This window comes from Dehalobacter sp. MCB1 (genome assembly GCF_003590275.1).
Taxonomy (GTDB): domain Bacteria; phylum Bacillota; class Desulfitobacteriia; order Desulfitobacteriales; family Syntrophobotulaceae; genus Dehalobacter.
Genome location: NZ_LXPC01000008.1, coordinates 190,651 through 214,961, shown reverse-complemented (window position 1 = coordinate 214,961; position 24,311 = coordinate 190,651). Strand labels below are relative to the sequence as shown.

The following is a 24,311-nucleotide window of genomic DNA, read 5'->3' as shown; positions in this document are numbered from 1 at the left end:
CACCATTATACGGACTTTATCATGTTTCTAAAACTGTTAAGTATTTAACAATTAATAAAAAAATTGGGGAAGTTGAATTTCCATACCTAAAAATCAGAGAAGTAGCTGCTTGACCCTATTATTTAAATATGTGCGTACTAAGACAAGGGTCATCTTTTAAAATGTAATATCTGTTAGTGCGGTCGACTATTTTGGCTTCTTTTAACTCATTAAGGGCCTGAATGACCATTACCCGTGAAGCACCAATCATATCAGCTAATTCCTGCTGAGTAATTATTAAATCGATCATTGTCGCGTTTGGCAGCTTTTTCCCATATTGGTTGGCAAGGTTATAAAATAGACCTAATAATCTTTCTTTTACAGTTCGTCTAGTCTCCTTATCTGAATTCATAATGGCATAATGCTTTTGCCCAAGGTAATTAATTATCCTTAAGGCAAAAGAAGGATCTTTCTTAATTAACATTTCAAATTGCATTTTACTAAAGCAACAGATGCAAGCCTCTTCCATGGCTAATGCACTAGAACATTCCTTTTGTTCTAGATATAGCGACAACTCACCTAGCACCTCACCGGGACCACAGATATCCAGAATTGTTTCATGTCCATCTCCAGCACTTTGAACAAGTTTAAGTTTTCCTGATTTCACAAGAAATATAGTACCTGTAATATCCCCTTGATAAAAAAGATAATGTCCTTTGGACAGCCGTTTTTTATTTGTACATTGACACAAGTTTGTAATCTGTTCTTTTTCCAGACCCCGAAACAGATCCAATTCTTCTAGGCAGATGAGGCAACGTTTCATGCAATTCCCCCTATGTTTATAAAGAAAATATATCAAAATAGATTCAACTTTTCAACAAAGTAAAAATAATCCCGCTTTACGAGCCAGATTATTATTTGGAATTATCAGCACAAAACCTGATCAATCTTTTATTGTCCTCGAAAGTGTCCCCTCTTTTAAGAAAAGTTATTGTCAAACAAAGGTTAGCTATCGCTCAATAGCAAATATTCAAAGCATTTTATCCTTGACATGAATTCAGCCTTTTGTTATGATTTTATTTGTTCTTTAAAAGAGACATCGGGGCGTGGCGCAGTTTGGTAGCGTGCTTGGTTCGGGACCAAGAGGCCGCAGGTTCGAATCCTGTCGCCCCGACCATTGAAACTCAAAAGAAACTCCGGGTTTATACCCGGAGCTTATTTTTTATATTTTTATATTTGACTCACTTTTGAACCTCTTTATTGATTGTCATATTTAGGTTAACTGTTAAAGACTTACTGAACTTAAATAAACTACCTGTGTATTTTATTCCTATGTGCAGATACTACAGATAAATAAACAAATAAACAAAAAGGAGGGAAATTGAATGGCTAAATATAAACTGCCGGTTAACAAACAAAGTGTTGCCAGCGAGCTTAAGGTTAACCTAGGCCCAGACACCTCCGCAAGACAGAATGGCTCTGTTGGGGGCAGTATGGTTAAGAAAACTTTTGAATACATTAACGGTAGAATCTAGTCACCAAGCACATGAAGAAATAAGTTACTCCGGGTTTTTGCCCGGAGTAACTTATTATATAACTCAAAATATGGCTCAAAACTCTTCCGCAGTACAGACACCATTTTTGATGCTTTCTTTTTTTAGTTCCTGATAGAAATTAGTAAACGTAATTTGCATGTAGGGCATCAGCCAGATATAGCCAAGACAGAACGGGATCGTGGCCAGGATCGCCCAGCCAATGAAGCTGAGTGTAAGCAGGAATAGCTTGCCGCGATAGCCATAGCTGATTTTTTTACTGAGATCAAAGGCCTTTCTGATACCCATATCAGGATTATCAGCATAAATATAAAAGCTCATCATATAGCCGTACGCTTTAACGATCCCCGGAATAATCAGTAGCAGTGACCATAAAAGTGTCCACAGCATATACCAGAGATATAGCCCGGCACAATTAATGGCATTTTTAAATCCAGAAAGGACCACTTCAACATTCGGGTCTTCCGCACGGCAGAACTTTAAGGTAAAGGTCACCAGACCAATCATGAGCGGGCCCGCAATTAAAATCGTAATAATCGGACCAACACACGGGATCCAAGACAGGATGAACACGATTACAGCATAAATCAGACAGGCCAGGATTGGTCTCAGCCAGTGCCCTTTTAACTGGGTGCGGGCCATGGCCCTTAATTCTTTGTTTTCAATCATTTTCTAGTCCCCTTTCAAAATTATTGATAATGACTCAGATGAATAATTTCATCTTAACGAAAGAAGCAACAAAATTCAAGCATTTTTGCTATATTTTACCTTATTTTGCATTTGCTTCTTCTCCTACTTGATCTTATTTCTCTACATGCTAAACTATGATTACTTAAACGTATTTTTGTTTGGAAGGTGACTGCCATGTTAAACGGCAAATTATCCCGAATCCGTCCGCTCGAAATGGATGATCTGGACACCTTGTATGAATGGTATAATGACCATGACTTTTCTTACTGGATAAGTGGTAATTGGCCTCTTGCAACCCTGTTGCGCCGGGAGGATCTGGAGAGCAAACTTTTTGAAGAGGATGCCAACCGTTATGCGATTACGGATTTACAAGGCAGCCTTATCGGTACAATTGGTTTCGATCAGGTCAATATTCCGGCCAGATCGGCCCGTATTTATATCGGAATTGGCCTCCAAGATTACTGGGGAAAAGGTTATGGGACCGATGCGCTGACTGCCTTTATCCGCTACTTGTTTGGCCAGTGGAATTTCCGGAGACTGACCGCTGAGACCTGGGTCAATAACACCAGGGCGCTCTCCTGCTATGAGAAGCTCGGCTTCATTACCGAAGGCAGGCTGCGTGAAGCCTATTATGTGGAAGGGCAATATTTTGACGCAATCATCTTAGGTTTATTAAAAAAAGATTATGCCGAGATTGTCCGCCTTTAGACTCTCTTGATCTCTGTGCAAAATGGTTGCATTCTTGACAGGATTGCAGTATGATAATTGCAAGTTCGATTGATCTATGCAGCAAAACTGAATACATTTTTACTCTGGGGATAGGTGTAATTCCTTACCGGCGGTACAGCCCGCGAGCCTTATGGCAGATTCGTTGAAATTACGAAGCCGACAGTTAAAGTCTGGATGGAAAGAGCAAAACATGGTGTGACCGTGCACGTGCTTGTCGTGTTTGTCGCGTAGCCTCTCACCTGCCTGTTTTGAATGACTGTTGATCTGAATGATTGACGCCCGGAGTATTTCCGGGCATTTTTTATTTTTCCAGTATTTTTTCTATGATTGTTTTTCTATGATTTATCAATGATTTATATTTTCATTTGCCGACTTGTTAATGACTGGAGGGTACATCCATTGCCTGATCGTTTTACCGCAGAAGACAAATATTATATGGAACGTGCACTGGATCTTGCCATTCTGGCGGCAGGCAGAACCAGTCCAAATCCGCTTGTGGGCTGTGTTATTGTGCAGGACGGGCAGATTGTCGGGGAAGGCTACCATCAGAAAGCCGGTACACCGCATGCGGAAGTCCACGCTTTAAATGCTGCGGAATCAAGCGCAGAAGGCGCCGATGTTTATGTTACACTGGAGCCCTGCTCTCATTACGGCCGTACGCCTCCCTGCGCCGATGCACTCATCGCGGCCGGTGTAAAGAAAGTCATTATCGCGATGACGGACCCAAATCCGCTGGTCAGCGGTCAGGGCGTGAGAAAACTGAGGGATGCCGGTATTCTTGTCGCAACCGGTCTGCTGGCTGAAAAAGCTCAAAGCATTAATGAGCCTTTTATCAAAGCAATTACCACCAAAATGCCCTTTGTACTGTATAAAGCTGCAATGACGCTCGATGGCCGGACTGCCGTAGAATCAGGAGACTCCAAATGGATCACTTCGGAAGAGGCCAGACATTTCGTTCATGGTTTAAGAAATACTTATGACGTCATTATGGTCGGCAGTCAAACAGTCCTTCAGGATAACCCGCTCCTAACCTGCCGTAATATTGAGCATGGCCGGGATCCGGTCCGCCTGATCGTCGATGGTTCCCTGTCTGTTCCTTTAAACGCCCAGGTCCTCCGGAACGAATCCGCCAGCCGCTGCATCATCGCGACAACAAAGGCTGCCGACCCAAATAAACTGCTGCGGATGCGTGAAACATTTGCTGCCGATAAGGTTGAGATCTGGCAATATGATATGCCCAGACAGATCCCTTTGCCGGATCTGCTGAGAGACATCGCGGCCAGAGGCTTAAACAGCATCTTATTGGAAGGCGGCGGTACGCTCGCCGGTAAAATGCTGGAATCGAGGCTGATTGATCAAATCATGTTTATGATGGCCCCGAAACTGGCCGGATCCGGCTTCTCCCCGCTCTCAGGCCTGCACCTCACCAGCATGTCCGAGGCAGTAAATATCAGTCAACTAGCGGTATGTGAGCTGGGAGGAAATTATCGTTTTACCGGAACAGTTGACTATAACCAAACCAATAAAATGGGAAGTGACAAATAATGTTTACCGGAATCATTGAAGAACTGGGCACAATAAAGAGTCTAGATCTACTGAAAGACTCCGCCAGATTAACCATTGATGCTTCTTTCGTACTGAAGGGGTCCCAAATCGGAGACAGCATTGCCGTCAACGGGGTCTGTCTTACAGCAACCGTCATCGGTTCCGGAAATTTTTCTGTCGATGTTATGTATGAAACCCTGCAGCGAACGAACCTTCACGAATTAAAGCAGCATACCAAAGTCAACCTGGAAAGAGCGCTGCAGCTGCAAAGCCGTTTGGGTGGTCATCTGGTGAGCGGCCATGTCGATGGCATCGGAAAAATCACTGCAATGACTCCGGTTGGCATTGCTCAAATCTATCGGATTCAAACGTCTCCGGAGATAACCTCCTCCCTGCTGCCGAAAGGATCAGTGGCCATCGATGGAATCTCGTTAACGGTCATTGATGTCGGGGATGACTATTTTACCGTTTCCCTGATCCCCCACACCTTTCAGCATACGACACTCGGCTTTAAACGCGTTGGTTCTACGGTGAATCTTGAAACCGATATTATTGGAAAATATGTGGCTAGGTTCCTGCAAAAGGACCACAGCCCACCCCAAACCAAAAAAGATATATCCGTTGAATTCTTAACTGAAAATGGTTTTATCTAACGAAAGGAGCTTTCTCAGATGACACAGCAAGAAAATATTTTTGCAAGCATTCCAGAGGCTATCGAAGATATCCGTCAAGGCAAAATGATTATCGTCGTCGATGATGAAGACAGGGAAAATGAAGGCGATATTATCATGGCTGCTTCCAAGGTGACGCCCGAAGCGATTAATTTCATGGCCACCTACGGCCGGGGGTTGATCTGCACTTCCCTGACGGCTGCAAGGCTTAAAGAGCTAAATTTGGATCTGATGGTTCAGAACAACACGGATCCCCATGGCACGGCTTTTACGGTAAGCGTCGATGCTGCAACCAGCACCACAGGAATTTCCGCGTTTGAGCGGTCTGCTACGATTCAGGTGCTGATTAACCAAAACAGTAAACCGCAGGATTTACGCAGACCAGGCCATATTTTCCCGCTGCAGGCCCGGGAAGGCGGCGTCCTGGTCAGAGCCGGCCACACTGAAGGATCGGTCGATCTGGCCCGGCTGGCCGGTCTTGAACCGGCCGGTGTCCTTTGTGAAATCATGAATGAAGACGGAACAATGGCCAGAGTGAACGACCTGATGAAATTCAAAGAGCAGCATAACCTGAAAATGGTGACGATCAAAGACTTGATTAGTTACCGCCGTCTGAACGAGAGACTCATTGAAAGGGCCGAAAGTATCGATTTCCCGACAGAATTTGGGACGTTTAAAGCAGTCGGTTTTAAAAGTAAAATTGACGGCAAGGAACATCTGGCCTTGGTCAAAGGCGCTGTTGACGACGGGGAACCCGTTTTGGTCAGAGTCCACTCCGAATGTCTGACCGGAGATGTTTTCTACTCTCGAAGATGTGACTGCCGGGACCAGTTAACAGCAGCCCTTCAGCAAATCGAACGCGAAGGGCGCGGCCTGCTTCTCTATATGCGCCAGGAAGGCCGCGGAATCGGGCTTCTAAATAAATTGAAGGCGTATAAACTCCAGGAAGAAGGCAAAGACACGGTCGAAGCAAATCTGGCGCTGGGTTTCCCGCCTGATCTGCGTGATTACGGCGTCGGCGCCCAGATATTAGCTGACCTCGGTATCACCAAAGTCCGTCTGATGACGAATAATCCCAAGAAAATCGTAGGTCTGGAAGGCTACGGCATTCAAGTTACCGAACGCGTCCCAATCGAAATGCCCGCGAAACCTGAAAATGAATACTACCTGTCAACCAAAAAAGAAAAAATGGGCCATTTCCTGACCAATATTCACTGATCGGTAATAACCGGCAATCCTTAATTGACCAATGACAAAGACATTAAAGCGTATAGAGAACTAAAGACTAAAGACCAATAGCTTAAAAGAAATAAGACTGAACTGGCTGTAAAAGAAAGGAAGGATATCATTTGAAAACCATTGAAGGAAAACTGTTGGCTGAGAATTTAAAGTTTGCGATTGTTGCCGGAAGATTTAATGAGTTTATTACGAATAAACTTATTGGCGGCGCTTTGGATGCACTGAAAAGACATGGCACTAATGAGGACAATATCGAACTCGTCTGGGTCCCCGGTGCTTTTGAAATTCCGTTGGCTGCCAAAAAGATTGCTGAACAAAAACGCTTTGATGCGGTCATCTGCCTTGGCGCGGTGATCAGAGGCGCTACGCCTCATTTTGACTATGTCAGCAGCGAAGTCAGCAAAGGCGTCGCCAATGTCGGCCTGGAAACCGGGGTTCCTGTAATCTTTGGCGTTCTGACCACCGATACGATTGAACAGGCCATTGAGCGAGCAGGCACGAAATCCGGCAATAAAGGCTTTGATGCTGCTGTAACCGCGATTGAAACCGCGAACCTATTTAAGCAGCTCGCCTAAGTCCCCAAACACAGTATTGCAGAAATGACGAATTCATTTGCCAGACGCAAAAAGAGGGCGTAACGAAAAACTTTAGTTTCGATGCGCCCTCTCTATTTGTAATACTACTCTATATTTCTTCTGACTACTCCAAAAATTGTAGGCTTTTATTTTGTCCATAAAAGTCCACTGAAATGTTATACGCGAAAACGTACGAGCAGGTATCTGGGCAAGCCTACAATACTCCAGAAAAAACTCCAGAAAAAAGGCGCCTCATTCAATGAGACGCCTTTGGCCTGCTTGTTTAGAACAGCCCCTGGTCTTTGCGTTGCAAGAAGCGTGATGTTTTAGATTGTTCCTCCCGATTTTTCAATAAGTTTTGAAAGCCGTTCATAGACTTTGCTTGCTTCGTTTGCCAGCTGAAGATAGCGGTGCCGGATTTCATCATTCGAAGCTTTGGTGGCAAATGTCATATACCCGGAAGCTGCTGCCGAGACATCTTTTTCGTAATCATACATCATATCCAGATCTGAAAAATTATTCATAAATAATCTCCTTCCTACATGACTTGAGCAAGCTTACTTTTAAGAAAGTTGGATAATCCGTCAAGTGCGCTTGCCTGGTCCTTAAAAAATGCTTTTACTTCCTTGTCGTTGGCCATCTCACTGTACATTTCACATTTTCTCATCGATACTTCGCTTTCAACCAAGGATCTTGTTATCATTCCCTGATCGAGGATTTTTTTGATTTCACTCTGACTATGCTGCATAATATCCCACCTTCCAAAATTCTTAAGTATTTAGAATTAAGTATTTTCAGGATATACAGAAAGCACTAAATTTATACATTATTGCTTGTCATTATAAAAAAACAGCATGGATTTCACAGCGAAAATCCATGTTGTTTCCTTTGATTAAAATTTTAAACTTTTAATCATCTTATATTTCTTATATCTTCTTAAACTGATAGTCCTGGTCATAATCTACCAGAATCCTTGTTCCTTCTGGAAATTCACCCTGCAGGATCTGTTTAGCCAGCGGATTCTGAATCCGCTGCTGAATCACTCTCTTCAGTGGTCTGGCCCCAAATACGGGATCATAGCCTTCCTCGGTGAGCATGTGCAGGGCCTTGTCGGATAAAGTGAGGGTAAGTCCTCTTTCTTTGAGGCGGTTGCGGAGCAGGTCAAGCTGAATTTCCACGATCCGGACAAGATCTTCTTTCTTTAACGGGTCAAAGATGATGGTTTCATCAAGTCTGTTGATAAATTCCGGCCGGAAATACCGGCTTAGCTCAGCTTCGATCGTTTTACGGACCAATTCCCGGCTGCTGTGGTTTTCATTCATTTCCCGGATTTCCTGTCCGGCAATATTGCTGGTCAGGATCACAACCGTGTTCTTGAAATTGACAATCCTGCCCTGGCCGTCTGTGAGTCTGCCGTCATCAAGCAGCTGCAGCAGAACATTAAAGACATCACCATGCGCTTTCTCAACTTCGTCGAGTAAAATGACAGCGTACGGTTTTCTGCGGACGGCTTCTGTCAGCTGTCCGCCTTCGTCATAGCCAACATAGCCGGGAGGGGCCCCAATCAGACGGGCTACGGAATGCTTCTCCATATATTCGGACATGTCAATCCGGATCAGGGCTTGTTCATTGTCAAACAGAAATTCTGCCAGGGCTTTGGCCAGTTCCGTCTTCCCTACTCCGGTCGGTCCGAGGAACAAGAATGAACCCAGCGGACGGTTCGGGTCCTGCAAACCGGTACGAGCTCTCCGAACCGCATCAGCTACCGCTTGAACAGCTTTATCCTGACCGATGACCCGTTGATGCAGGTTCTCCTCCATCGTAATCAGTTTCTCGGCTTCACTTTCCAGAAGCTTGGAGACCGGGATATGCGTCCATTTGGCGACGATCTCAGCAATATCGCTTTCCGAGACTTCCTGCTTCAGCAGCGTATTCTCCCGTCCCGATACGAGTTGTTCAAGTTCTGCCAGCTCTTTCTCAAGCTTTGGCAGTACGCCGTACTGAAGTTCGGCAGCCCTATTGTAATCGTATTTTTGCTGGGCATTTTCAATTTCTACTCTCGTCCGGTCAATATCTTCCTTCAATTTGTGAATATTGCCCAGTTTTCCGCGTTCCTCTTGAAGCTGGGCTTCCAGAGCACTTCTTTTTTCCTTCAGGTCTCCAAGTTCCTTTTCAATATTGGCCAGCCTTTCCTGACTCGCTTTGTCTTTCTCTTTTTTCAGCGCTTCCCTTTCGATCTCAAGCTGCATGACTCTGCGTTTGATATCGTCGAGTTCCTGCGGTTCACTGGTGATTTCCATCCGCAGTCTGGCTGCTGCCTCATCAATCAGGTCGATCGCCTTGTCCGGCAGGAACCGTTCACTGATATAGCGGTCGGAAAGGATACTCGCCGCAATGATCGCACTGTCGGTAATCCTGACGCCGTGATGCGTCTCATAACGTTCTTTCAAACCCCTTAGGATCGAGATCGTATCCTCGACCGTCGGCGGTGCAACAGTCACCGTCTGAAAACGTCTTTCCAGTGCCGCATCCTTTTCAATGTGTTTACGGTATTCGTCCAACGTCGTGGCTCCGACCATCCTAAGCTCCCCGCGGGCCAGCATCGGTTTGAGCATATTGCCGGCATCCATTGCGCCTTCGGCAGCCCCTGCCCCGACGACGGTGTGCAGCTCATCAATAAAAAGAATAATATTTTCGCGGCTTTCAACTTCCTTTAATACAGCCTTCAGCCGTTCTTCAAATTCTCCGCGGTATTTGGCCCCGGCAATCAGCGTTCCCATATCCAGGGAAATGACTTCTTTATTTTTAATCGCTTCCGGGACATCACCCCGTACGATTCTCTGGGCCAGCCCTTCGACAATGGCCGTCTTTCCTACGCCTGGTTCGCCGATCAGAACCGGGTTATTTTTTGTCCGGCGGGACAATATCTGCAGTACTCTGCGGATCTCCTCATCCCTGCCGATCACCGGATCAAGTTTTCCTCTCCTGGCCAGTGTCACAAGGTTTCGGCCGTACTGTTCCAGGGCAGCATAAGTCCCTTCCGGATTCTGACCGGTAACCCGCTGAGATCCGCGGATTTCCTTCAGAACGTTCAACAGGGCTTCCCGGGTGACTCCGGCTTCTTTCAGGATCTTTCCGGCATCTCCGCCGGCTTGATCAACGATGGCCAGTAAAAAATGTTCCGTACTGACATAATCATCTCCAAACGGTTCCATCTGGTCATGGGCGTTCACCAGAACTGTTCTCATTCTTGGGGAAATGCTCAGCTGGGTAGCAGCTCCCATCATACTGGGCTGTCTCTGGATAGCGGATTTGGTCTTCTCGCTGACACTTACGGGTGAAATATTTAATTTATTCAGGATCTGAGGTACAACCCCTTCATTTTGTTCCAATAAGGCCAGTAACAGGTGCTCAGGTTCCACCTGGCTGTTATGGTTACGTTCCGCGTTGTTTTGCGCAGCGATGATTGCCTCCTGGGATTTCTGGGTAAAACGGTTGGTATCAAAAGCCATTCTTATCACTCCTTTGAACTGTCTCTTTCCCGGCTTAATTCCCGAAGCATACTGATTTCTTTCTCAGACATTTCCTCGGGCAGAACAATCGCAATCTTAGCGTAAAAATCGCCAAAATGATCCGCTTTATTGAGAACAGGCATCCCTTTCCCTCTCAGGCGAAAGCTTTTTCCGGTTTGGGTGCGCGGAGGGATCTTGATGGCTATTTCTCCGCCTAAGGTTTTAACTCGGGTTTCTCCGCCAAGTACGGCCTTGAAGAAATCAATTTCGATAGGGGCGGACAAATCATCTCCGTCCCGGGTATAAACAGCATGCGGAACAATTTTTACCGTTAACAGAAGGTCTCCTTTGTTTCCGTCCCTCACTCCAGCTTGTCCCTGTCCGCTGAGCCTGATTTTATTGTTATGCTTAATGCCTTTCGGAACAGTGGCTTCAATTCTCCGGCCGCCGACTTCAATCATCCGTTTGGTTCCATGATAGGCTTCTTCAAGCGTAATACTGATTTCACCTTCAATGTCCCTGCCGGCCTGCGGTCTTCTGACCCTATCCGAATAATAATCATCGGAATCATCAGCATAGTCTGCCCCCATGCCAAAAATAGAGGAGAAAAAATCTGAAAATCCACCCATGCCCCTGCCTGCGCCAGCACCAGAGCCAAAACCCCTGTCCCCAAATATTTCTGAGAACTCTTCCGGCGTCATTGTACGGGTATAGCGGTTGCTTCCCGGTGATTCCTGCCAGGCCGACCAGTCAAAAGAATTTCCTCTGCCGCCGCGCGACTGCCATTGCTGGTAGTTTGCCCTTAAATCATCGTATTTTTGTCTTTTGGCAGGATCGGATATCGCCTGATAGGCTTCATTAATCTCCTTAAATTTCTCTTCGGAGTCTTTATCACCCTGGTTTAAATCAGGATGATACTTTTTTGCCAGCGCCTGATAGGCTTTTTTGACGGCCTTATTGTCCGCATCCGGAGAAATGCCTAAGATTTGATAATAATCTTTAAAATCCACTGTCCTCACCACCTTAAGACTGCTTTTCTTACCCATTAATTGTATTATATGCAAAATCACCTTAAAGGTCAATATTGGTCAGATATATATTTGTCTTTAGCTGACCTTAATTTTTTTAAGTCTTGATGCCTGTTTATCCGTATAATTTTAACGTTAACGGAAACTTATACCCATAGTTTCAAGCACTTAGGGATTACCCGGTATGCCTTCGGACATACCCCCGGGATCTCCCCGTCGGTTTCAAAGAGTATGGAATCCGGCATATGCAGTTCAATTTCCTTACAGCGGAACACTTGGACTTCAGGAAGATGAATATGTTGACCTTTATAAAGCAGCGGAAAGCGTGTAAAGAGCCTGGACAGTTTCATTTCTTTTATCACAACCAGATCGAAGAAACCGTCATCCAGGCGGGCATCAGGCGCAATATGCATTCCGCCGCCAATATATTGACCGTTGCAGACCATAAACCCCCAGATATTCCCTTCCCAGAATGTATCCCGGTCCATTTTCAGAGAAACACAGGCGCTCTTATACGATAGAACAGCTTCTAAAGTACTGGTCAGATAAGAGAGCTTGCTGCCCATCGCTTTACTCCGGCAATTGGTTCTGTGAACCGCTTCCGCGCCGACTCCGACATTGGATGCATTCAGAAAATAACGTGTCCGTTCTTCCCTTTCAAAATTCAGAAAGTCGACTCGTCCAAGATCAGAAAGAATGATATTGGGCTCCTTCAGCATCCTGATCAAGGCGTTCAGACCTTTTTCTTTGCCCGTTTTTATTGTCCTTACAAAATCCCCGCCTGTTCCTTGTTCAAAAACAGCCAGTTCGATATCGTCCGCCACAAGCCGGTCATTCTCAATAAGACCATTAAGCACCTCATTGACCGTCCCGTCTCCTCCGACCGCAATCATCCTCCGGTACCCTTCGTCCAGAGCCATACGTGTTATTTCTGTTCCTCCCCCGGAGCGGGAGGTCAGCGCATAATCAACCTGTATTCCCGCCTGCTGAAGCTGCTGGTAATACCCTGGCCAAAGTCCCTGCGTTTTTCCATTTGCTGACCGGGGATTCACAACAGCAAACCATGATTTTTGCTGGCTCATTCTCATCTTCCTATCATCTTAGTTTTTCTCAGTCATTTTCTCGATCATTTCTCCGTTTATCCACATGAAAAAACTGAACCGATGGTATAATTTAGTTTTTTAACATATTGTTTCGCTAATTCTTAGAAATTCCCTTTACGCGCGAAAAATTATTTTTTCCTGCCAGCGTTCATGCAGTACTTTCTTCACAAATATTCAGGATCAAACGGCAAGGCTTTCATTCTGTCACTATACTTGCCAAAAATCTGCAGCATATTCATGATTTCATTTCCTTTTCTCAGATCTACAGTCATCATAAATCAGGCACAAACGGCACAAAATATTGATGACAATGGTTTAATCAAAAAAATAGTTTCAAAACTAGGGTTTACTTTTTTGAATGGCCTAGAAAATCCAAGAGAATATAAAAGGAGGTAGCTTGAAAATGATGCGAGGCTGGTATGGACCAGGTGGAGATTGGATGATGGGAGGCAATTATTCCTGGATGGGATTTGCAGTCATGATCATCCAATTGCTTTTCTGGCTGGGAATTATTTTTCTTGCAGTCAGGCTTATTAGAAGTTATCTGGACAGACAGAACACCTCCGGTAAACCGGAAGACCACGCTATGACCATCTTACGTGAACGATATGCCAAAGGGGAAATCGATCTGGAAGAATACAATACCCGAAAAGGCGAGTTAGGGAAATAAACTAGCACACCAAAGACGCCTCATTTTTTTAGAGGCGTCTTTTTTCTTATTGGAGTATTGCAGGCTAACATGCCAAAACCACCGAGTTTTCTGCAAGTGAACCAACAGATAGAGGGCGCATCGAAACTGAATTTCGTTACACCCTCAATTTACATTGCCCCCGCCCAACAGAATTAATACGTTAATTCCTCATTCGCAATAAGGTTACATAATTTATTGAGATCGTAAACCTTTATGACTTTTCTATTCTTTTTTATGATGCCTTCTTTACTAAGATAAGTAAATAATTTACAAACGGTCACAGGATGGGTTCCTGTTATTTTGGCAATCGTCTTTTGTGACACATTCTCAACCGCTAACTCATAATAATCATTTACACGATTCCCTTTTGTCAGACAGAGGTTATATAGAAAAGAGAATACCCTAGCAGAAGGACGGCTTTGATATAAGTCCCTTGATTGATACATAAAGTATTGCGTTTTTTGTATAAGATTCAAGATAAAATTTTTTAATAAACGAGTATTCTGCGATAATATTGCAAGCATCATGTCCAAAGGGAAAAAACAAACAGTGCAATCTTTTACTGCAGTAATTTGAAATTCATGATCATCATTTTGGTTTAAAGCCACCGCTATGCCGTTCTTAAAAACTTCAAGCAGATACTTTTCCTCACCATTCCGCGATACCATACTCACGTCAAGTTGTCCTGAAATCAAGAAAATAACATTACTAAAAGGTATGCCGGGCGAAACGATCTTGCTTCCTCTTGCAAATGTATGCAGGCTTCCAAGAGAAGTATACATGTTTAGCTCTTCAATGGGATCAAATGTTGGAATAATAGGCATCTTTATTATACAATCCGGTAGTTTCCCGTTTTCCAAAGTTATCCCCACCTTTTAAAAGAAAATATAATACTGTGGTCACCCTCATTATACCCGTTATGGTGGTTTTCTTGTTGTTTTAAGCCTAGCCTTCTAAAATTTAATAGATTATTAGTCCCTTGACTATTTGCTGAAACCAAAAAAGTCATTAGAAAAAAGAAGGAAGATTCTTTTCAAATGACGATTAAATCTCTGCAATATTTTTTGATGAAGACCGATTGCAAGTAATAAACATCTGTTTTCATATATCTTTAAGCGGCAAGATAAAGCCCCACCGCTTAAAAATATACCTAATGAGAAAACTGAACCGATTATTGTTTAATGGCTAATACCTCTCGGGCCATTCCAGCCACCATTTGTATTTTTCGATCTGTTCCGTACCATAGCCGAACATATCATCAATTGTCTTAAGCAATCTGGATGAGGTCTCGCCTTTACTGCCGATCCAAGTACCTGCTTCATGGAACCAAGATTGTTCTTTTGAATCCCAAGGACATACTTTCATACACCTGCCGCAGGAAGAACCTTCTTTGTTCGTTGACCGGAATATGGTGCATTTTAGAGAGTCAGTGTTCCATCGCAAGTATCCATTGTGCTCGACTGGATCATCATCAAATGTAATAGCGCCCCCTGGACAGTTATCCGCGCATTTTTTGCACACCCGGCAAAAATCCTGCAAGCCAAAATCAATGGGATTATCGGGAACGAGCGGCAAATCCGTGGTTACAGCTGCACACTTATGGCGGAATCCCAGACGGGGATGAGCTACGCAGTCTCCTGTTCTGGATAACTCGCCCAATCCCGACGCTATCAGGCAGGGACCCATGACTGCTTCATAGTTGGAAATATGATTTGCCCTGGCATTATAACCCAGGTTACGAATATAACTCGCTAAGATGACAGCAATAACACCGGAGGCATGGTATGAACGGAAGGATTGACCGGCACTGATACCATCATATCCGGTCGAACCCAACATCGTTTCCAAGTGCTGATCAACCATAAACGTAATGACATAAGGCATCCTCTCCGTGACCGGAATTGACTTAGACAAATCATCCCCATTCTTAAACAAATCATCCTGCGAAGGGGACCTGTAACTATAATAAGCATAAGCGGGCATCTTGCCGATTCCAACTTCGTCAGCGCGTAAATAATACGCGCAATCCTTAATGTGCTGGGACATTTGTTCAGGATCAGGAATTGGAAGCTTTTCAGGAGCCGGTTTTCCGCCGCACATTGCGTCTGGAGCGATAACACCGACAAATCCCATAAGAGCAGCATTAAAAGGATGCTTACCAACAAAGTGATAGTGGAAGGATTCTTTTTGAGCTTCGGGGGTCAGTTTACCACGAATAGCATAATTGAATCCTGCGTCCGCTGCATGGGTGTTTTTAATAGAACCGACGATCTTTGAAGTTCCTAGCCATTGATCATTATTCTCAACGAACCGGACGGTGGCACCACCATAATCTACATTGGGATGCAGCTTGGATTTGGCTCCGTTTTGAGAACCTGTCTGGCTTGCCATAGCTTCTGACGGCAAAACTCCGATTGCGCCAACAATCCCTACTGCCAGTGCAGAAGCAGCCCCTGCTTTCAAAAATTTACGTCGGTTCATCCGGAATCCTTGTTCCTGCTGTTTTTCTTCTGGAAATTTTGACATTACTTTTCACCTCTTAACTCGTCAAATTAGAACTTTTCTGTTTCTTACCTAAACCTATTAATCCCACTAATCTTGCTAATATGATTCCGATGACGATAGATAGCCCAAAAAAGAGAAAGATTCCGGTACTCGTAGCTTTGACATGACCAATCTGAGCATTAAGCACAATGAAAGATAACCCGATACAAGTAATCAGAAACCATACCGAATACAGAAACCAATTAAGCACAGTTTTCTTTTTGTCCGCCTTGTTTGCGTAAGGTCTCAGGGCTAAAATACCTGCTAAAAAGAGCATTCCAACAACAAAAATGAGAACTACATTCAACACATTAACACCCCCTTCCCATACTTTTTCACATCGAGTCTATAAAATAAACTCAAGTCACTCGCATTATATCTCTGTAATACGTAATATCTCTTAGTAGCTACTAATTAGTGATTATTTTTCTAATTCCAGGAATTTCTCTGTTTTTTTATTTTAAATAAATTGATAAAAAATAAGCTAGGATGTAGCGTCACAACGACATCCTAGCTTTATCATCGATCGTTTTGTTATAAATATAAGATTTTATTCTTCATCTTCCTTATTTCGTCTAAAGCTTTTCTCCGAAAGCATCCTGCGTTTTCTAATGATCCGGCAGACCAGCCAGATCAGCAGCAGAACCGCCAATACCGGCAGCGCATAGCCGATGAAGACCAGCACATAGTTAAGCGCATTCCAGAGGAAGCTTACGGTCTTGATCAAAGCATTCTTCACGGCAATCAAGGTATTCTTCAGCGATATCGGCTGCCAGGGATTATTGACCGTCAGGTCGTTCCGGGCCTGCTCAATATTGATGGTGACCTGGGAGTATTCCACCCGGTTATCATAGTATTTAAGCTGCCCTTTCAGGCTTTCGATCTCTTGACGGACAGCGGCCAGGGAGTTTTCAATTTTTAGAATGTCCTCAACGGAATTCGCTTTTTCGAGAATTTCCAAATACCGTTTTTCCTGAGCCTCCCAGGATCTTAAACGGGTTTCTGTATCAAAATAAGTCATCGATACATCTTCGGTATTCTGGTGTTCGTTGACGACAGTGCCGAACTGGGGAATACTGTTTTTAAACGTCTCGAATTGTTCGGCAGGTATTCTTAAAGAGAGAAAAGCCGTCAAACCATTGTCATAATTACTCCGGGTCGATTCGGCGACGTACCCGCCGAGAGTCTTAACTTTCTCCTCAAGTGCCTTTGACGCAACTTTGACATCATCTGCCTTCAAGGAAATGTCGAGCATATAAATGGTTTTCTGCCGGGCAAAATCATATTCTGCATATCCACTCGGAACTGAATTCTCCAAACTTTTTTTCTGAGCAGCAGCAGGCTCAGTTGATGAGGGAGAGCCAGTAAATCCGGCATCAGCCGCTCCACCTTCGGTAGATTCATCTATAACACCGGCATCAGGGCTCGCTGCAAATCCGTTCGCCCTATCATTTCTGGTACTATCTGTTGCCGTTTGCAGTGAACTGACCTGCTTCTGTAAATCAACCCCCGTCAGGGTCCCACTCACACCAAGACCAACGGCCAGAACGATAACAGCGGCACAGCCGATCAACACAAACGCTTTTTTATTGCCATAGAGAAGTTTGTTTCTTATCCGGGCTGCCAACGTTCCAAATCTGTTCGCCTTTGAAGCTGCTTGCTGAACCTGAGTACTCTTTTCGGTGCTGGCTTCCTTATTGGTTTCATTATTGATTTCCGTGCTTGCTTCAGCAGCTACAAACATCACGTTTTCCAGCGGCTGATTTTTAACAGATTCCAAAATTTTTTCCACGGTTTTGTCTTTGATTCGCTCCTTAATGCCATCGCCCTGACAGACGTAACCAAAAAACTTCTTAAGACGCATAAGATCACCATCTTCTTCCCACATGGCTGTCATTTTGTCTTCAGACATCAGCATTCACCTCCAGCCAGTTCCGCCTGATAGGCTGTCCGGAAACTTTTTTTGGCCCGGTAGAGCAGGCTGTCTACCGCCTGTTGCGTGGTACCGAGAATGGACGCCGTTTCGGATGCGCTGAATCCATCGATCAGCCGTAATTGAATCACAGCGACCTGCGGTTCCGTCAACTGGGAAAGGGTATTGCTTACCGAAAGGACAGTGCCCAGATCCTCCCCATAATCTCTGCTGTTATTTGCATCCTGGATTTCTTCCGTAATCGGAATCATGTTAACCTGTTTCCTGGCCCGATAAAAATCCGCGATATAATTCGAAGCAATTTTTAACGCCCAGCATTTCAAAGAGCTTCTCCCTTCAAAGCCGGCCAGTGATCGCCAGACCTTGGCCATGATTTCAGAAGTAACATCTTCAATTTCCGATGAAGGAATTCTCAGACAGACAAACCTGTAAACAAACGGGAATAGTTCCTCATATATTTCATCAAATGAGGCCTCTGCTTGATTCATACCCAGACCCACCCCCTTAAACCGAAACATTGAATACTACCCGGGCAACAGTATAGACGGAAATATCCATGTTTTTCTGATTCGTATCTTCCTTATTTAGAAAAATTTTCTGATTCAAGTTTTTTCTTAAAAATAAATATCCCCAGAATCATAGAAACGACAACCAAAAATGCCGGATTTAGTCCGGGCCAAATCAGCATAACGGCAAAAGCTGCGATCCCCATGAACCAGGTAACTTTATCCTTACAAGCGCTCTGCCCCATCTGCAGCGCTGACTGAGCCAAAAGCACCACAACGACAGGTCTGACCCCTTTCAGCATTGCCTGCAGTGCAGGTGAGTCAGCATAGTTAATCAGCAGGTGACCCAAAAGTATCATGATAAACGCCGTCGGCAAAACAGCGCCAATGATTGCGGCCAGTGCCCCGCTCCAGCCCTTGACGCGGTACCCGATCATTCCGGCCAATTTCGTCGCAATCGGCGCCGGCAAAGAATTCGATATCGCCACGTAGTTTGTAAAATCTTCACTGGTGAGCCACTGATATTTATGCACCGTTTCATTCTGGATAATCGGGATCATAGCCGGTCCGCCGCCGAAACTAAAATTGCTGGCTCTGAAAAAAGCAATAAATAAATCCCAAAGCGCTTTCATTTTATACTCCCAAAATCTGAATTTATAGTGTTCAAACCTGCTGTGTCAATAAATCAGGTAACCGATAACCATCGACAGGACAATCAGCAATACCGGATGAATTTTAATATAATACAGCGCTGCTGCGGATACGACTGCGATCAGTACAGTGGCATAATCCAGAGGTACTTGGATCTGGAAAGCATCAACCGCCATCTCATAAGCTACGATGATCAGCAAAGCGGTAACAACAGGCCTCACTCCGGTCAGTGCAGCCTTCAAATTACTGGAATCCGCATGTTTTTTTAAGATACCGCCTAAGACTATCAAGACCAGCACCGTAGGCAGAATGGTTGCCAGTAAGGCGACAATCGCTCCCGGCCAGGAAGCAACTTGATAGCCCAGATAAGCCGCTACTTTGGTTCCAAGCGGCCCGGGAAGCGTATTTGCCAAGGCAATGGCATCAGCAAACTGAGCATTGGTCAGCCAGTGATAATTATCGACGGTCTCCGCCTGAATCAGCGGAATCATCGCCGGCCCGCCGCCAAAGGACAAGTTGCTTGCCCGAAAAAAAGCGATAAACAAATTCCACAAATCGGTTGCCATTTATTCTCCTTCTATATCCTGTTCGTACTACGTACTATCATCCTGTTCGTATCCTGTCATGATGCTTTAACCCAATTCAATTATAGCAAACGTTTTTGGCCTTTCAAATCAATTCAAAAGTGCCCTTTTTGATCCAAAAAGCCGTTGTCATATTGACGATAAAATGACATAATACGGGGACCCAGAGTGTTAAAGAAACGGCATAGACAACGCCAAGAAGGATTCCCATCAGGAACACTTCCACAAGAATGAAAACTTGGCGCCAGTATCTGTAGTGAATCAGCGTAAAGACAACAGCCGTCAGGCATAACCCTAAAACCGGCTGAATCATGCCTCTGAACAGGAATTCCTCACTGAAAGCACCGAGAAAAAATAGTGGTAAAAGCTCCGTTAGTGAGAATTTCTCCATCAGGATAAGATTAATCTCATCAAACAGTCTTTCCTTCGGTACATATTTTAAGAAAAGAAATTGAAGCGCAATCAGGACGGCGCAGCCGATAATTAACGCAATAAAGGCTTTACTCAAGCTATCGATTGTGAACATTTCCGCCAACACAATTTTTCTGTCAAATAATCTTAGTATTACCCACAGGCCCAGGGCAATCACAATCAGAATCGCCTGCGATAACAGGATATTCAAACCCAGCATCTTTTTAGATATTTCCATTGCCGTTACATCCTATCCAACAGTCCGAGCGCCGAGCATGCCAGAACCCGGGTTCCTATGCTAAGCGCTTCTTCATCAATATTAAAACATGGATGATGGTGCGGATGAATGATTCCTTTCTTCTTATTCCCTGCCCCGATAAATATCAGCATACCCGGTAAGCGATGAAGATAAGCGGAAAAGTCCTCGCCCCACATCACCGGACTGGCTTTAATCAATGCTTTTGCTCCGAATTCTTCTTTCAGTATTTCCGTTACTTTGCCGGCAACGGAACTGCTGTTAACAACAGGATCATAACCGAGCTCGTAATCGAAAGTGTATTTTGCGCCATAAGCAATACAGACCCCTTTGATGATATTTTCCATCCGTTTCGGGATTTCCAGACGGGTGTCCCGGTCAAATGTCCTGACGGTTCCTTTCAGGTCTACCCGCTCAGGTATGACATTAAAAGCCGAACCGCCTTGAATATTGGTAATAGACAGGACGACGGATTTCAGAGCGCTGATTTGGCGGGATACGATATTTTGCAGGGCGGTAACGACCTGCGCACTGACCAATACCGGATCGATGGTATCCTCAGGCATCGCGGCATGGCCTCCTTTGCCAAATATTGATATTGTAAAGTTATCCGGGGCAGCCATTAAAGGGCCCGTGGCTAAGCCGATTTTTCCAACAGGCAAAGATGTAAAGAGATGAAGTGTAAGAATCGCATCGACCCCGTTCAGGAGGCCTAGTTTAACAAGATCCTTGGCCCCGCCGGGATGTTTTTCTTCAGCATGCTGAAAGATGCAGCGGATTTCTCCTTTCATCCCGGATTTTAGTTCCGCAAGGACTTTTGCAGCTCCAACCAGCATGGCCGCATGGCCGTCATGCCCACAAGCATGCATCGTCCCGATATTTTGGGACCGGTAAGGTACATCGTTTTCTTCCAGGATCGGCAGCGCATCAAGATCACCCCTGAGCGCCACAATTTTTCCCGGCATACTGCCCTTTATGGCGGCCAGAATACTGGTCTCTGTCGGTCTTGATACCTCAATGCCTGGGACTCCATGCAATCTGTCGAAGATCATATCTGCTGTACGATACTCCTGAAAAGACAATTCAGGATAGCGATGAAAGGTCCTTCTCAGATCGATAATTTCTTCTTTTTTCTCGGCAACAAGTCCACTAATGGCCGTTATTCGTTCATTTTCTGCCATATCGTCAACTCCTGTATCGGATAAGTATCACCCATTAATTCTCCAAAAATATGCATAATCCTTGAAACACCGGACATTTATTGCGCGATCGGCAATGAATACAAAATTCTTTGATTAAATTTCTTGCATTATACCGGTATTCTGCTACGATATATTCAGATAAATAGTAAACGCGGACAACGATGTCCTCGGGATTTGATCCCGGGGACTTTTTTGTCGTTACCATGTCAATCCTGCCCTGTATGTTCCAGTCTGAATTTCTTCATGACGGCATTGACATTGTACTATGCTGTTTATCAAAAATACGATTGAATCGAAGAGGTGGATACAATGAAAAAAATTGAGTGTATTATTCGGCCAGCTAAATTGGAAAACGTGAAAGAAGCCCTCGGCAAATTTGGGATCAAAGGAATGACGGTCACCAACGTCATCGGCTGCGGACTTCAACAGGGAAAAACAGAAGTATACCGTGGAAATGCCTATACCATCAATCTATTGCCTAAATACAAAATCGAGATTGTTGTCCCGGATGAATCCGTGGCCAAAGTCATCGAAATCATCACCGATACTGCCAGAACCGGAGAAATCGGTGACGGAAAAATCTTCGTCTATGATGTACTGAATGCCGTGCGGATCAGAACAGGAGAATCGGGAGAAAAAGCCGTCTAATTCTCTTCAAAAAATTTTAATATCCATGGCAATCATGAGTTTTTTTCCAGATATGGTACTTCCTAAAATATAAGCAAACAATTACCGGGTTTAAGAATATCAGATTAACGAATAATAAGTACGACTCCCAAACAAAAAAACTTATATTTTAAGGAGGAAAATGACATGGCTGGTGAAAGAAATTCAAACAATCCTGCCGTTCAAGGTTCAGGAAAAGGACTGGAACAACTGAAATACGAGATCGCCAATGAAATGGGTGCTACCTTGGGTGGGGACCGCACTTCCCGTGAAAACGGATCCGTCGGTGGCAATATGACCAAACGCATGGTACAATTTGCTGAGCAGCAGCTGAAAAGCGGACAGAGAATCTAACTTCTCTTAGCTTACTTTCCTAGCAGCAATGTATAAGAAGCATTCCTTAATCGGAATGCTTCTTTACTTTCATAAAAGCAAAAAAATCTTATTCATCATCATATTTACTGGATTATTTATTAATCTTTGCCCAGCTGTCCCGCAATCCGACGATTTGGTTAAAGACCGGATGATCATTGGAATGGTCTTTCAAGTCAGCGCAGAAATAACCCTGTCTCAAGAATTGATATTTGCTGCCCGGATCAGCTTCTTTTAAACCCGGTTCAATTTTGCATTGTTTCAGAATTCGCAGGGAATCGGGATTGATTCTGGCAAGGAAGTCGTCACTCTCTGCCGAATCATCTTCCGTATACTGGTCATCCCTGATCAAATAGTCATACAAGCGTATCTCAGCGTTTTCAGCATGGGCCGCGGAGACCCAGTGAAGCGTCCCCTTCACCTTTCTTGAGCTGGCCGAACCTCCGCTTTTGGTATCCGGATCGTACGTGCAATGGATTTCAGAGATTTGGCCATCTTCATCTTTCAGGACTCTTTCACATTTGATTATATAGGCATGTTTTAGCCGGACTTCATTACCTGGAGAAAGACGGAAGAATTTTTTGGGCGGCTCCTCCATAAAGTCTTCGCGTTCAATATAAATTGTGCGCGAAAACGGGATCAGCCTGGTCCCTGCCTCCGGATCCTCCGGATTATTCTCCGCTTCCAGGAATTCTTCTTGATTTTCCGGATAGTTGATCAGGATGACCTTGATCGGATCCAAAACGGCCATCACCCGCTTGGCTTTGCTGTTCAGATCTTCACGCAAGCAATGTTCTAGTAAAGCGACATCGACGATGCTATTGGCTTTGGCTACGCCGATACGGTCACAGAAATCCCTGATCGCTTCCGGTGTATAGCCTCTGCGCCTTAAACCGGAAATCGTAGGCATCCGCGGATCATCCCACCCCTGAACATAACCGCCTTCAACTAATTGGCGAAGCTTTCTTTTGCTCATGACCGTATTCGTCAGATCCAAACGGGCAAATTCATATTGTCTGGGCCTGTCCCCTTCGATCAGCTGTTCCGTCAGCCAATCGTAGAGCGGCCGGTGGTCTTCAAACTCCATCGTGCAAATCGAATGGGTAATATGTTCCAGCGCGTCCGATAAAGGATGCGCAAAGTCATACATTGGGTAAATACACCAGGCATTTCCGGTCCGATGATGCGACGCATGCATGATGCGGTAAATCACCGGATCACGCATATTTAAATTCGGAGAACCCATATCTATTTTTGCTCTGAGCACTTTCGCACCGTTCGGGAATTCTCCGGCTCTCATTCTTTGGAACAGGTCAAGATTTTCTTCGACAGAACGGGTACGGTAAGGGCTGTCCTCTCCGGGCTGGGTCAGCGTCCCACGATATTCCCGTATTTCCTCTGCCGACAGATCACAGACAAACGCCTTGTCTTTTTCAATCAGCTTTATAGCAAATGCATACAGCTTTTCAAAATAATCGGAAGCATAGTACATCCTGTCTTGCCAGGAAAATCCCAGCCATTGGACGTCTTCCTGAATCGATTCGACAAATTCGGTTTCCTCTTTGCTCGGGTTGGTATCGTCAAACCTAAGATTGCAGCATCCGTTAAATTCCAGCGCCGTGCCGAAATTCAAACAGATGGATTTGGCGTGCCCGATATGAAGATAGCCGTTAGGTTCAGGAGGAAAACGTGTATGTACCCTGCCGTTGTTTTTATTCAGCTTTAAATCTTCCCGGATAATATTTTGAATGAAATTGGATGATGAATAAGAAGAATTTGATGTATTTGATGTATTAATAGCAGTAACCCCCTACGAAAACACTTATATTATCCTAAACACTTATATTATCTTAGTATAGTAGATTTCTAAG

Annotated in this window: 26 protein-coding genes, 1 tRNA gene and 1 riboswitch; of the genes, 10 read left to right on the top strand and 17 right to left on the bottom strand. The window is 44.5% G+C overall.

The window, feature by feature from the left end:
• Positions 1-118 precede the first annotated feature (118 nt).
• The gene (locus A7K50_RS05410) at positions 119-802 is read right to left on the bottom strand and encodes a Crp/Fnr family transcriptional regulator (protein ID WP_119774931.1); all 684 of its coding nucleotides are present in this window, start codon (positions 800-802) and stop codon (positions 119-121) included.
• 277 nt (positions 803-1,079) lie between these two features.
• Here A7K50_RS05410 and A7K50_RS05405 point away from each other — a divergent pair.
• Together A7K50_RS05405 and A7K50_RS05400 are read left to right on the top strand one after the other, a co-directional pair.
• Positions 1,080-1,156, top strand: a tRNA-Pro gene (locus A7K50_RS05405).
• Between the two features lie 208 nt (positions 1,157-1,364).
• The gene (locus A7K50_RS05400; RefSeq protein WP_119774930.1) at positions 1,365-1,514 is read left to right on the top strand and encodes a small, acid-soluble spore protein, alpha/beta type; all 150 of its coding nucleotides are present in this window, start codon (positions 1,365-1,367) and stop codon (positions 1,512-1,514) included.
• A 75-nt stretch (positions 1,515-1,589) separates the two neighbouring features.
• Here A7K50_RS05400 and A7K50_RS05395 read toward each other — a convergent pair whose 3' ends face one another.
• Positions 1,590-2,201, bottom strand: coding sequence for a DUF975 family protein (locus A7K50_RS05395; RefSeq protein WP_119774929.1), 612 nt, complete (start codon positions 2,199-2,201; stop codon positions 1,590-1,592).
• A gap of 195 nt (positions 2,202-2,396) precedes the next feature.
• Here A7K50_RS05395 and A7K50_RS05390 point away from each other — a divergent pair, with 195 nt between their 5' ends.
• From A7K50_RS05390 to ribE (A7K50_RS05370), 5 genes are all read left to right on the top strand, one after another.
• On the top strand, positions 2,397-2,930 hold the full coding sequence (locus A7K50_RS05390; protein WP_020492568.1) for a GNAT family protein: 534 nt from the start codon (positions 2,397-2,399) through the stop codon (positions 2,928-2,930).
• Between the two features lie 96 nt (positions 2,931-3,026).
• A riboswitch (FMN riboswitch) is annotated at positions 3,027-3,141 on the top strand.
• 209 nt (positions 3,142-3,350) lie between these two features.
• Positions 3,351-4,496 (top strand): bifunctional diaminohydroxyphosphoribosylaminopyrimidine deaminase/5-amino-6-(5-phosphoribosylamino)uracil reductase RibD, encoded by a 1,146-nt coding sequence (ribD, locus tag A7K50_RS05385; RefSeq protein ID WP_119774928.1) that lies wholly within the window; start codon positions 3,351-3,353, stop codon positions 4,494-4,496.
• Positions 4,496-5,149 carry a riboflavin synthase gene (ribE, locus tag A7K50_RS05380; protein ID WP_119774927.1) on the top strand — a complete coding sequence of 218 codons (654 nt, stop codon included), beginning with the start codon at positions 4,496-4,498 and terminating at the stop codon, positions 5,147-5,149. The genes ribD and ribE (A7K50_RS05380) overlap by 1 nt, the downstream gene beginning before the upstream one ends.
• Positions 5,150-5,167: 18 nt before the next feature.
• The gene (locus A7K50_RS05375) at positions 5,168-6,385 is read left to right on the top strand and encodes a bifunctional 3,4-dihydroxy-2-butanone-4-phosphate synthase/GTP cyclohydrolase II (RefSeq protein WP_119774926.1); all 1,218 of its coding nucleotides are present in this window, start codon (positions 5,168-5,170) and stop codon (positions 6,383-6,385) included.
• A 131-nt stretch (positions 6,386-6,516) separates the two neighbouring features.
• The gene (gene ribE / locus A7K50_RS05370; RefSeq protein WP_119774925.1) at positions 6,517-6,981 is read left to right on the top strand and encodes a 6,7-dimethyl-8-ribityllumazine synthase; all 465 of its coding nucleotides are present in this window, start codon (positions 6,517-6,519) and stop codon (positions 6,979-6,981) included.
• Between the two features lie 326 nt (positions 6,982-7,307).
• On the opposite strand, the gene A7K50_RS05365 is transcribed toward ribE (A7K50_RS05370), so the two are convergent.
• From A7K50_RS05365 to A7K50_RS05345, 5 genes are all read right to left on the bottom strand, one after another.
• Positions 7,308-7,505, bottom strand: coding sequence for a spore coat protein (locus A7K50_RS05365; protein WP_119774924.1), 198 nt, complete (start codon positions 7,503-7,505; stop codon positions 7,308-7,310).
• Between the two features lie 14 nt (positions 7,506-7,519).
• Positions 7,520-7,729, bottom strand: coding sequence for a hypothetical protein (locus A7K50_RS05360; RefSeq protein WP_119774923.1), 210 nt, complete (start codon positions 7,727-7,729; stop codon positions 7,520-7,522).
• A gap of 178 nt (positions 7,730-7,907) precedes the next feature.
• Positions 7,908-10,493: an ATP-dependent chaperone ClpB gene (gene clpB, locus A7K50_RS05355; RefSeq protein WP_119774922.1), complete on the bottom strand. Its 2,586-nt coding sequence runs from the start codon at positions 10,491-10,493 to the stop codon at positions 7,908-7,910.
• A 5-nt stretch (positions 10,494-10,498) separates the two neighbouring features.
• Positions 10,499-11,503 carry a DnaJ C-terminal domain-containing protein gene (locus A7K50_RS05350; protein WP_119774921.1) on the bottom strand — a complete coding sequence of 335 codons (1,005 nt, stop codon included), beginning with the start codon at positions 11,501-11,503 and terminating at the stop codon, positions 10,499-10,501.
• A 164-nt stretch (positions 11,504-11,667) separates the two neighbouring features.
• Positions 11,668-12,603 (bottom strand): diacylglycerol kinase family protein, encoded by a 936-nt coding sequence (locus A7K50_RS05345; RefSeq protein ID WP_119774920.1) that lies wholly within the window; start codon positions 12,601-12,603, stop codon positions 11,668-11,670.
• 424 nt (positions 12,604-13,027) lie between these two features.
• Between A7K50_RS05345 and A7K50_RS05340 the strand changes: the two genes are divergently transcribed.
• On the top strand, positions 13,028-13,294 hold the full coding sequence (locus A7K50_RS05340) for an SHOCT domain-containing protein (RefSeq protein WP_020491566.1): 267 nt from the start codon (positions 13,028-13,030) through the stop codon (positions 13,292-13,294).
• A gap of 173 nt (positions 13,295-13,467) precedes the next feature.
• On the opposite strand, the gene A7K50_RS05335 is transcribed toward A7K50_RS05340, so the two are convergent.
• From A7K50_RS05335 to A7K50_RS05295, 9 genes are all read right to left on the bottom strand, one after another.
• Positions 13,468-14,175, bottom strand: coding sequence for a Crp/Fnr family transcriptional regulator (locus A7K50_RS05335; RefSeq protein WP_026156297.1), 708 nt, complete (start codon positions 14,173-14,175; stop codon positions 13,468-13,470).
• Positions 14,176-14,500: 325 nt separating this feature from the next.
• On the bottom strand, positions 14,501-15,841 hold the full coding sequence (locus A7K50_RS05330) for a reductive dehalogenase (protein WP_119774919.1): 1,341 nt from the start codon (positions 15,839-15,841) through the stop codon (positions 14,501-14,503).
• Between the two features lie 13 nt (positions 15,842-15,854).
• Positions 15,855-16,169, bottom strand: a complete 315-nt coding sequence (locus A7K50_RS05325) for a dehalogenase (protein ID WP_119774918.1) — start codon at positions 16,167-16,169, stop codon at positions 15,855-15,857.
• Between the two features lie 240 nt (positions 16,170-16,409).
• Positions 16,410-17,771: a DUF4349 domain-containing protein gene (locus A7K50_RS05320; RefSeq protein ID WP_119774917.1), complete on the bottom strand. Its 1,362-nt coding sequence runs from the start codon at positions 17,769-17,771 to the stop codon at positions 16,410-16,412.
• The gene (locus A7K50_RS05315; protein ID WP_119774916.1) at positions 17,771-18,280 is read right to left on the bottom strand and encodes a sigma-70 family RNA polymerase sigma factor; all 510 of its coding nucleotides are present in this window, start codon (positions 18,278-18,280) and stop codon (positions 17,771-17,773) included. Before A7K50_RS05315 ends, A7K50_RS05320 begins: the two co-directional genes overlap by 1 nt.
• A gap of 92 nt (positions 18,281-18,372) precedes the next feature.
• The gene (locus A7K50_RS05310) at positions 18,373-18,930 is read right to left on the bottom strand and encodes a chromate transporter (RefSeq protein ID WP_119774915.1); all 558 of its coding nucleotides are present in this window, start codon (positions 18,928-18,930) and stop codon (positions 18,373-18,375) included.
• A 45-nt stretch (positions 18,931-18,975) separates the two neighbouring features.
• Positions 18,976-19,515 (bottom strand): chromate transporter, encoded by a 540-nt coding sequence (locus tag A7K50_RS05305; protein ID WP_020491576.1) that lies wholly within the window; start codon positions 19,513-19,515, stop codon positions 18,976-18,978.
• A 103-nt stretch (positions 19,516-19,618) separates the two neighbouring features.
• Positions 19,619-20,182 (bottom strand): type II CAAX endopeptidase family protein, encoded by a 564-nt coding sequence (locus A7K50_RS05300; protein ID WP_119774914.1) that lies wholly within the window; start codon positions 20,180-20,182, stop codon positions 19,619-19,621.
• 5 nt (positions 20,183-20,187) lie between these two features.
• On the bottom strand, positions 20,188-21,381 hold the full coding sequence (locus tag A7K50_RS05295) for an amidohydrolase (RefSeq protein WP_119774913.1): 1,194 nt from the start codon (positions 21,379-21,381) through the stop codon (positions 20,188-20,190).
• A gap of 330 nt (positions 21,382-21,711) precedes the next feature.
• On the opposite strand from A7K50_RS05295, the gene A7K50_RS05290 reads away from it, so the two are divergent.
• Both A7K50_RS05290 and A7K50_RS05285 read left to right on the top strand, forming a co-directional pair.
• On the top strand, positions 21,712-22,050 hold the full coding sequence (locus A7K50_RS05290) for a P-II family nitrogen regulator (RefSeq protein WP_020491579.1): 339 nt from the start codon (positions 21,712-21,714) through the stop codon (positions 22,048-22,050).
• Positions 22,051-22,215: 165 nt separating this feature from the next.
• Entirely contained in the window at positions 22,216-22,422 is a 207-nt protein-coding gene (locus A7K50_RS05285; protein WP_020491580.1) for an alpha/beta-type small acid-soluble spore protein, read from the top strand.
• 112 nt (positions 22,423-22,534) lie between these two features.
• Here the strand turns inward: A7K50_RS05285 and A7K50_RS05280 are convergent, their stop codons facing one another.
• Positions 22,535-24,238, bottom strand: a complete 1,704-nt coding sequence (locus A7K50_RS05280; protein ID WP_119774912.1) for a glutamine--tRNA ligase/YqeY domain fusion protein — start codon at positions 24,236-24,238, stop codon at positions 22,535-22,537.
• Between the last annotated feature and the right edge of the window lie 73 nt (positions 24,239-24,311).

Bases quoted from the DNA above. Each gene is read 5' to 3' on its own strand.
- A7K50_RS05410 (WP_119774931.1), bottom strand. From the start codon at position 802: ATGAAACGTTGCCTCATCTGCCTAGAAGAATTGGATCTGTTTCGGGGT.
- A7K50_RS05300 (WP_119774914.1), bottom strand. From the start codon at position 20,182: ATGGAAATATCTAAAAAGATGCTGGGTTTGAATATCCTGTTATCGCAG.
- A7K50_RS05295 (WP_119774913.1), bottom strand. From the start codon at position 21,381: ATGGCAGAAAATGAACGAATAACGGCCATTAGTGGACTTGTTGCCGAG.
- A7K50_RS05305 (WP_020491576.1), bottom strand. From the start codon at position 19,515: ATGGCAACCGATTTGTGGAATTTGTTTATCGCTTTTTTTCGGGCAAGC.
- A7K50_RS05375 (WP_119774926.1), top strand. From the start codon at position 5,168: ATGACACAGCAAGAAAATATTTTTGCAAGCATTCCAGAGGCTATCGAA.
- A7K50_RS05285 (WP_020491580.1), top strand. From the start codon at position 22,216: ATGGCTGGTGAAAGAAATTCAAACAATCCTGCCGTTCAAGGTTCAGGA.
- A7K50_RS05360 (WP_119774923.1), bottom strand. From the start codon at position 7,729: ATGCAGCATAGTCAGAGTGAAATCAAAAAAATCCTCGATCAGGGAATG.
- A7K50_RS05345 (WP_119774920.1), bottom strand. From the start codon at position 12,603: ATGAGCCAGCAAAAATCATGGTTTGCTGTTGTGAATCCCCGGTCAGCA.
- A7K50_RS05310 (WP_119774915.1), bottom strand. From the start codon at position 18,930: ATGAAAGCGCTTTGGGATTTATTTATTGCTTTTTTCAGAGCCAGCAAT.
- A7K50_RS05315 (WP_119774916.1), bottom strand. From the start codon at position 18,280: ATGAATCAAGCAGAGGCCTCATTTGATGAAATATATGAGGAACTATTC.
- A7K50_RS05400 (WP_119774930.1), top strand. From the start codon at position 1,365: ATGGCTAAATATAAACTGCCGGTTAACAAACAAAGTGTTGCCAGCGAG.
- A7K50_RS05330 (WP_119774919.1), bottom strand. From the start codon at position 15,841: ATGTCAAAATTTCCAGAAGAAAAACAGCAGGAACAAGGATTCCGGATG.
- A7K50_RS05365 (WP_119774924.1), bottom strand. From the start codon at position 7,505: ATGAATAATTTTTCAGATCTGGATATGATGTATGATTACGAAAAAGAT.
- clpB (WP_119774922.1), bottom strand. From the start codon at position 10,493: ATGGCTTTTGATACCAACCGTTTTACCCAGAAATCCCAGGAGGCAATC.
- A7K50_RS05390 (WP_020492568.1), top strand. From the start codon at position 2,397: ATGTTAAACGGCAAATTATCCCGAATCCGTCCGCTCGAAATGGATGAT.
- A7K50_RS05395 (WP_119774929.1), bottom strand. From the start codon at position 2,201: ATGATTGAAAACAAAGAATTAAGGGCCATGGCCCGCACCCAGTTAAAA.
- A7K50_RS05340 (WP_020491566.1), top strand. From the start codon at position 13,028: ATGATGCGAGGCTGGTATGGACCAGGTGGAGATTGGATGATGGGAGGC.
- A7K50_RS05320 (WP_119774917.1), bottom strand. From the start codon at position 17,771: ATGTCTGAAGACAAAATGACAGCCATGTGGGAAGAAGATGGTGATCTT.
- A7K50_RS05290 (WP_020491579.1), top strand. From the start codon at position 21,712: ATGAAAAAAATTGAGTGTATTATTCGGCCAGCTAAATTGGAAAACGTG.
- ribE (WP_119774927.1), top strand. From the start codon at position 4,496: ATGTTTACCGGAATCATTGAAGAACTGGGCACAATAAAGAGTCTAGAT.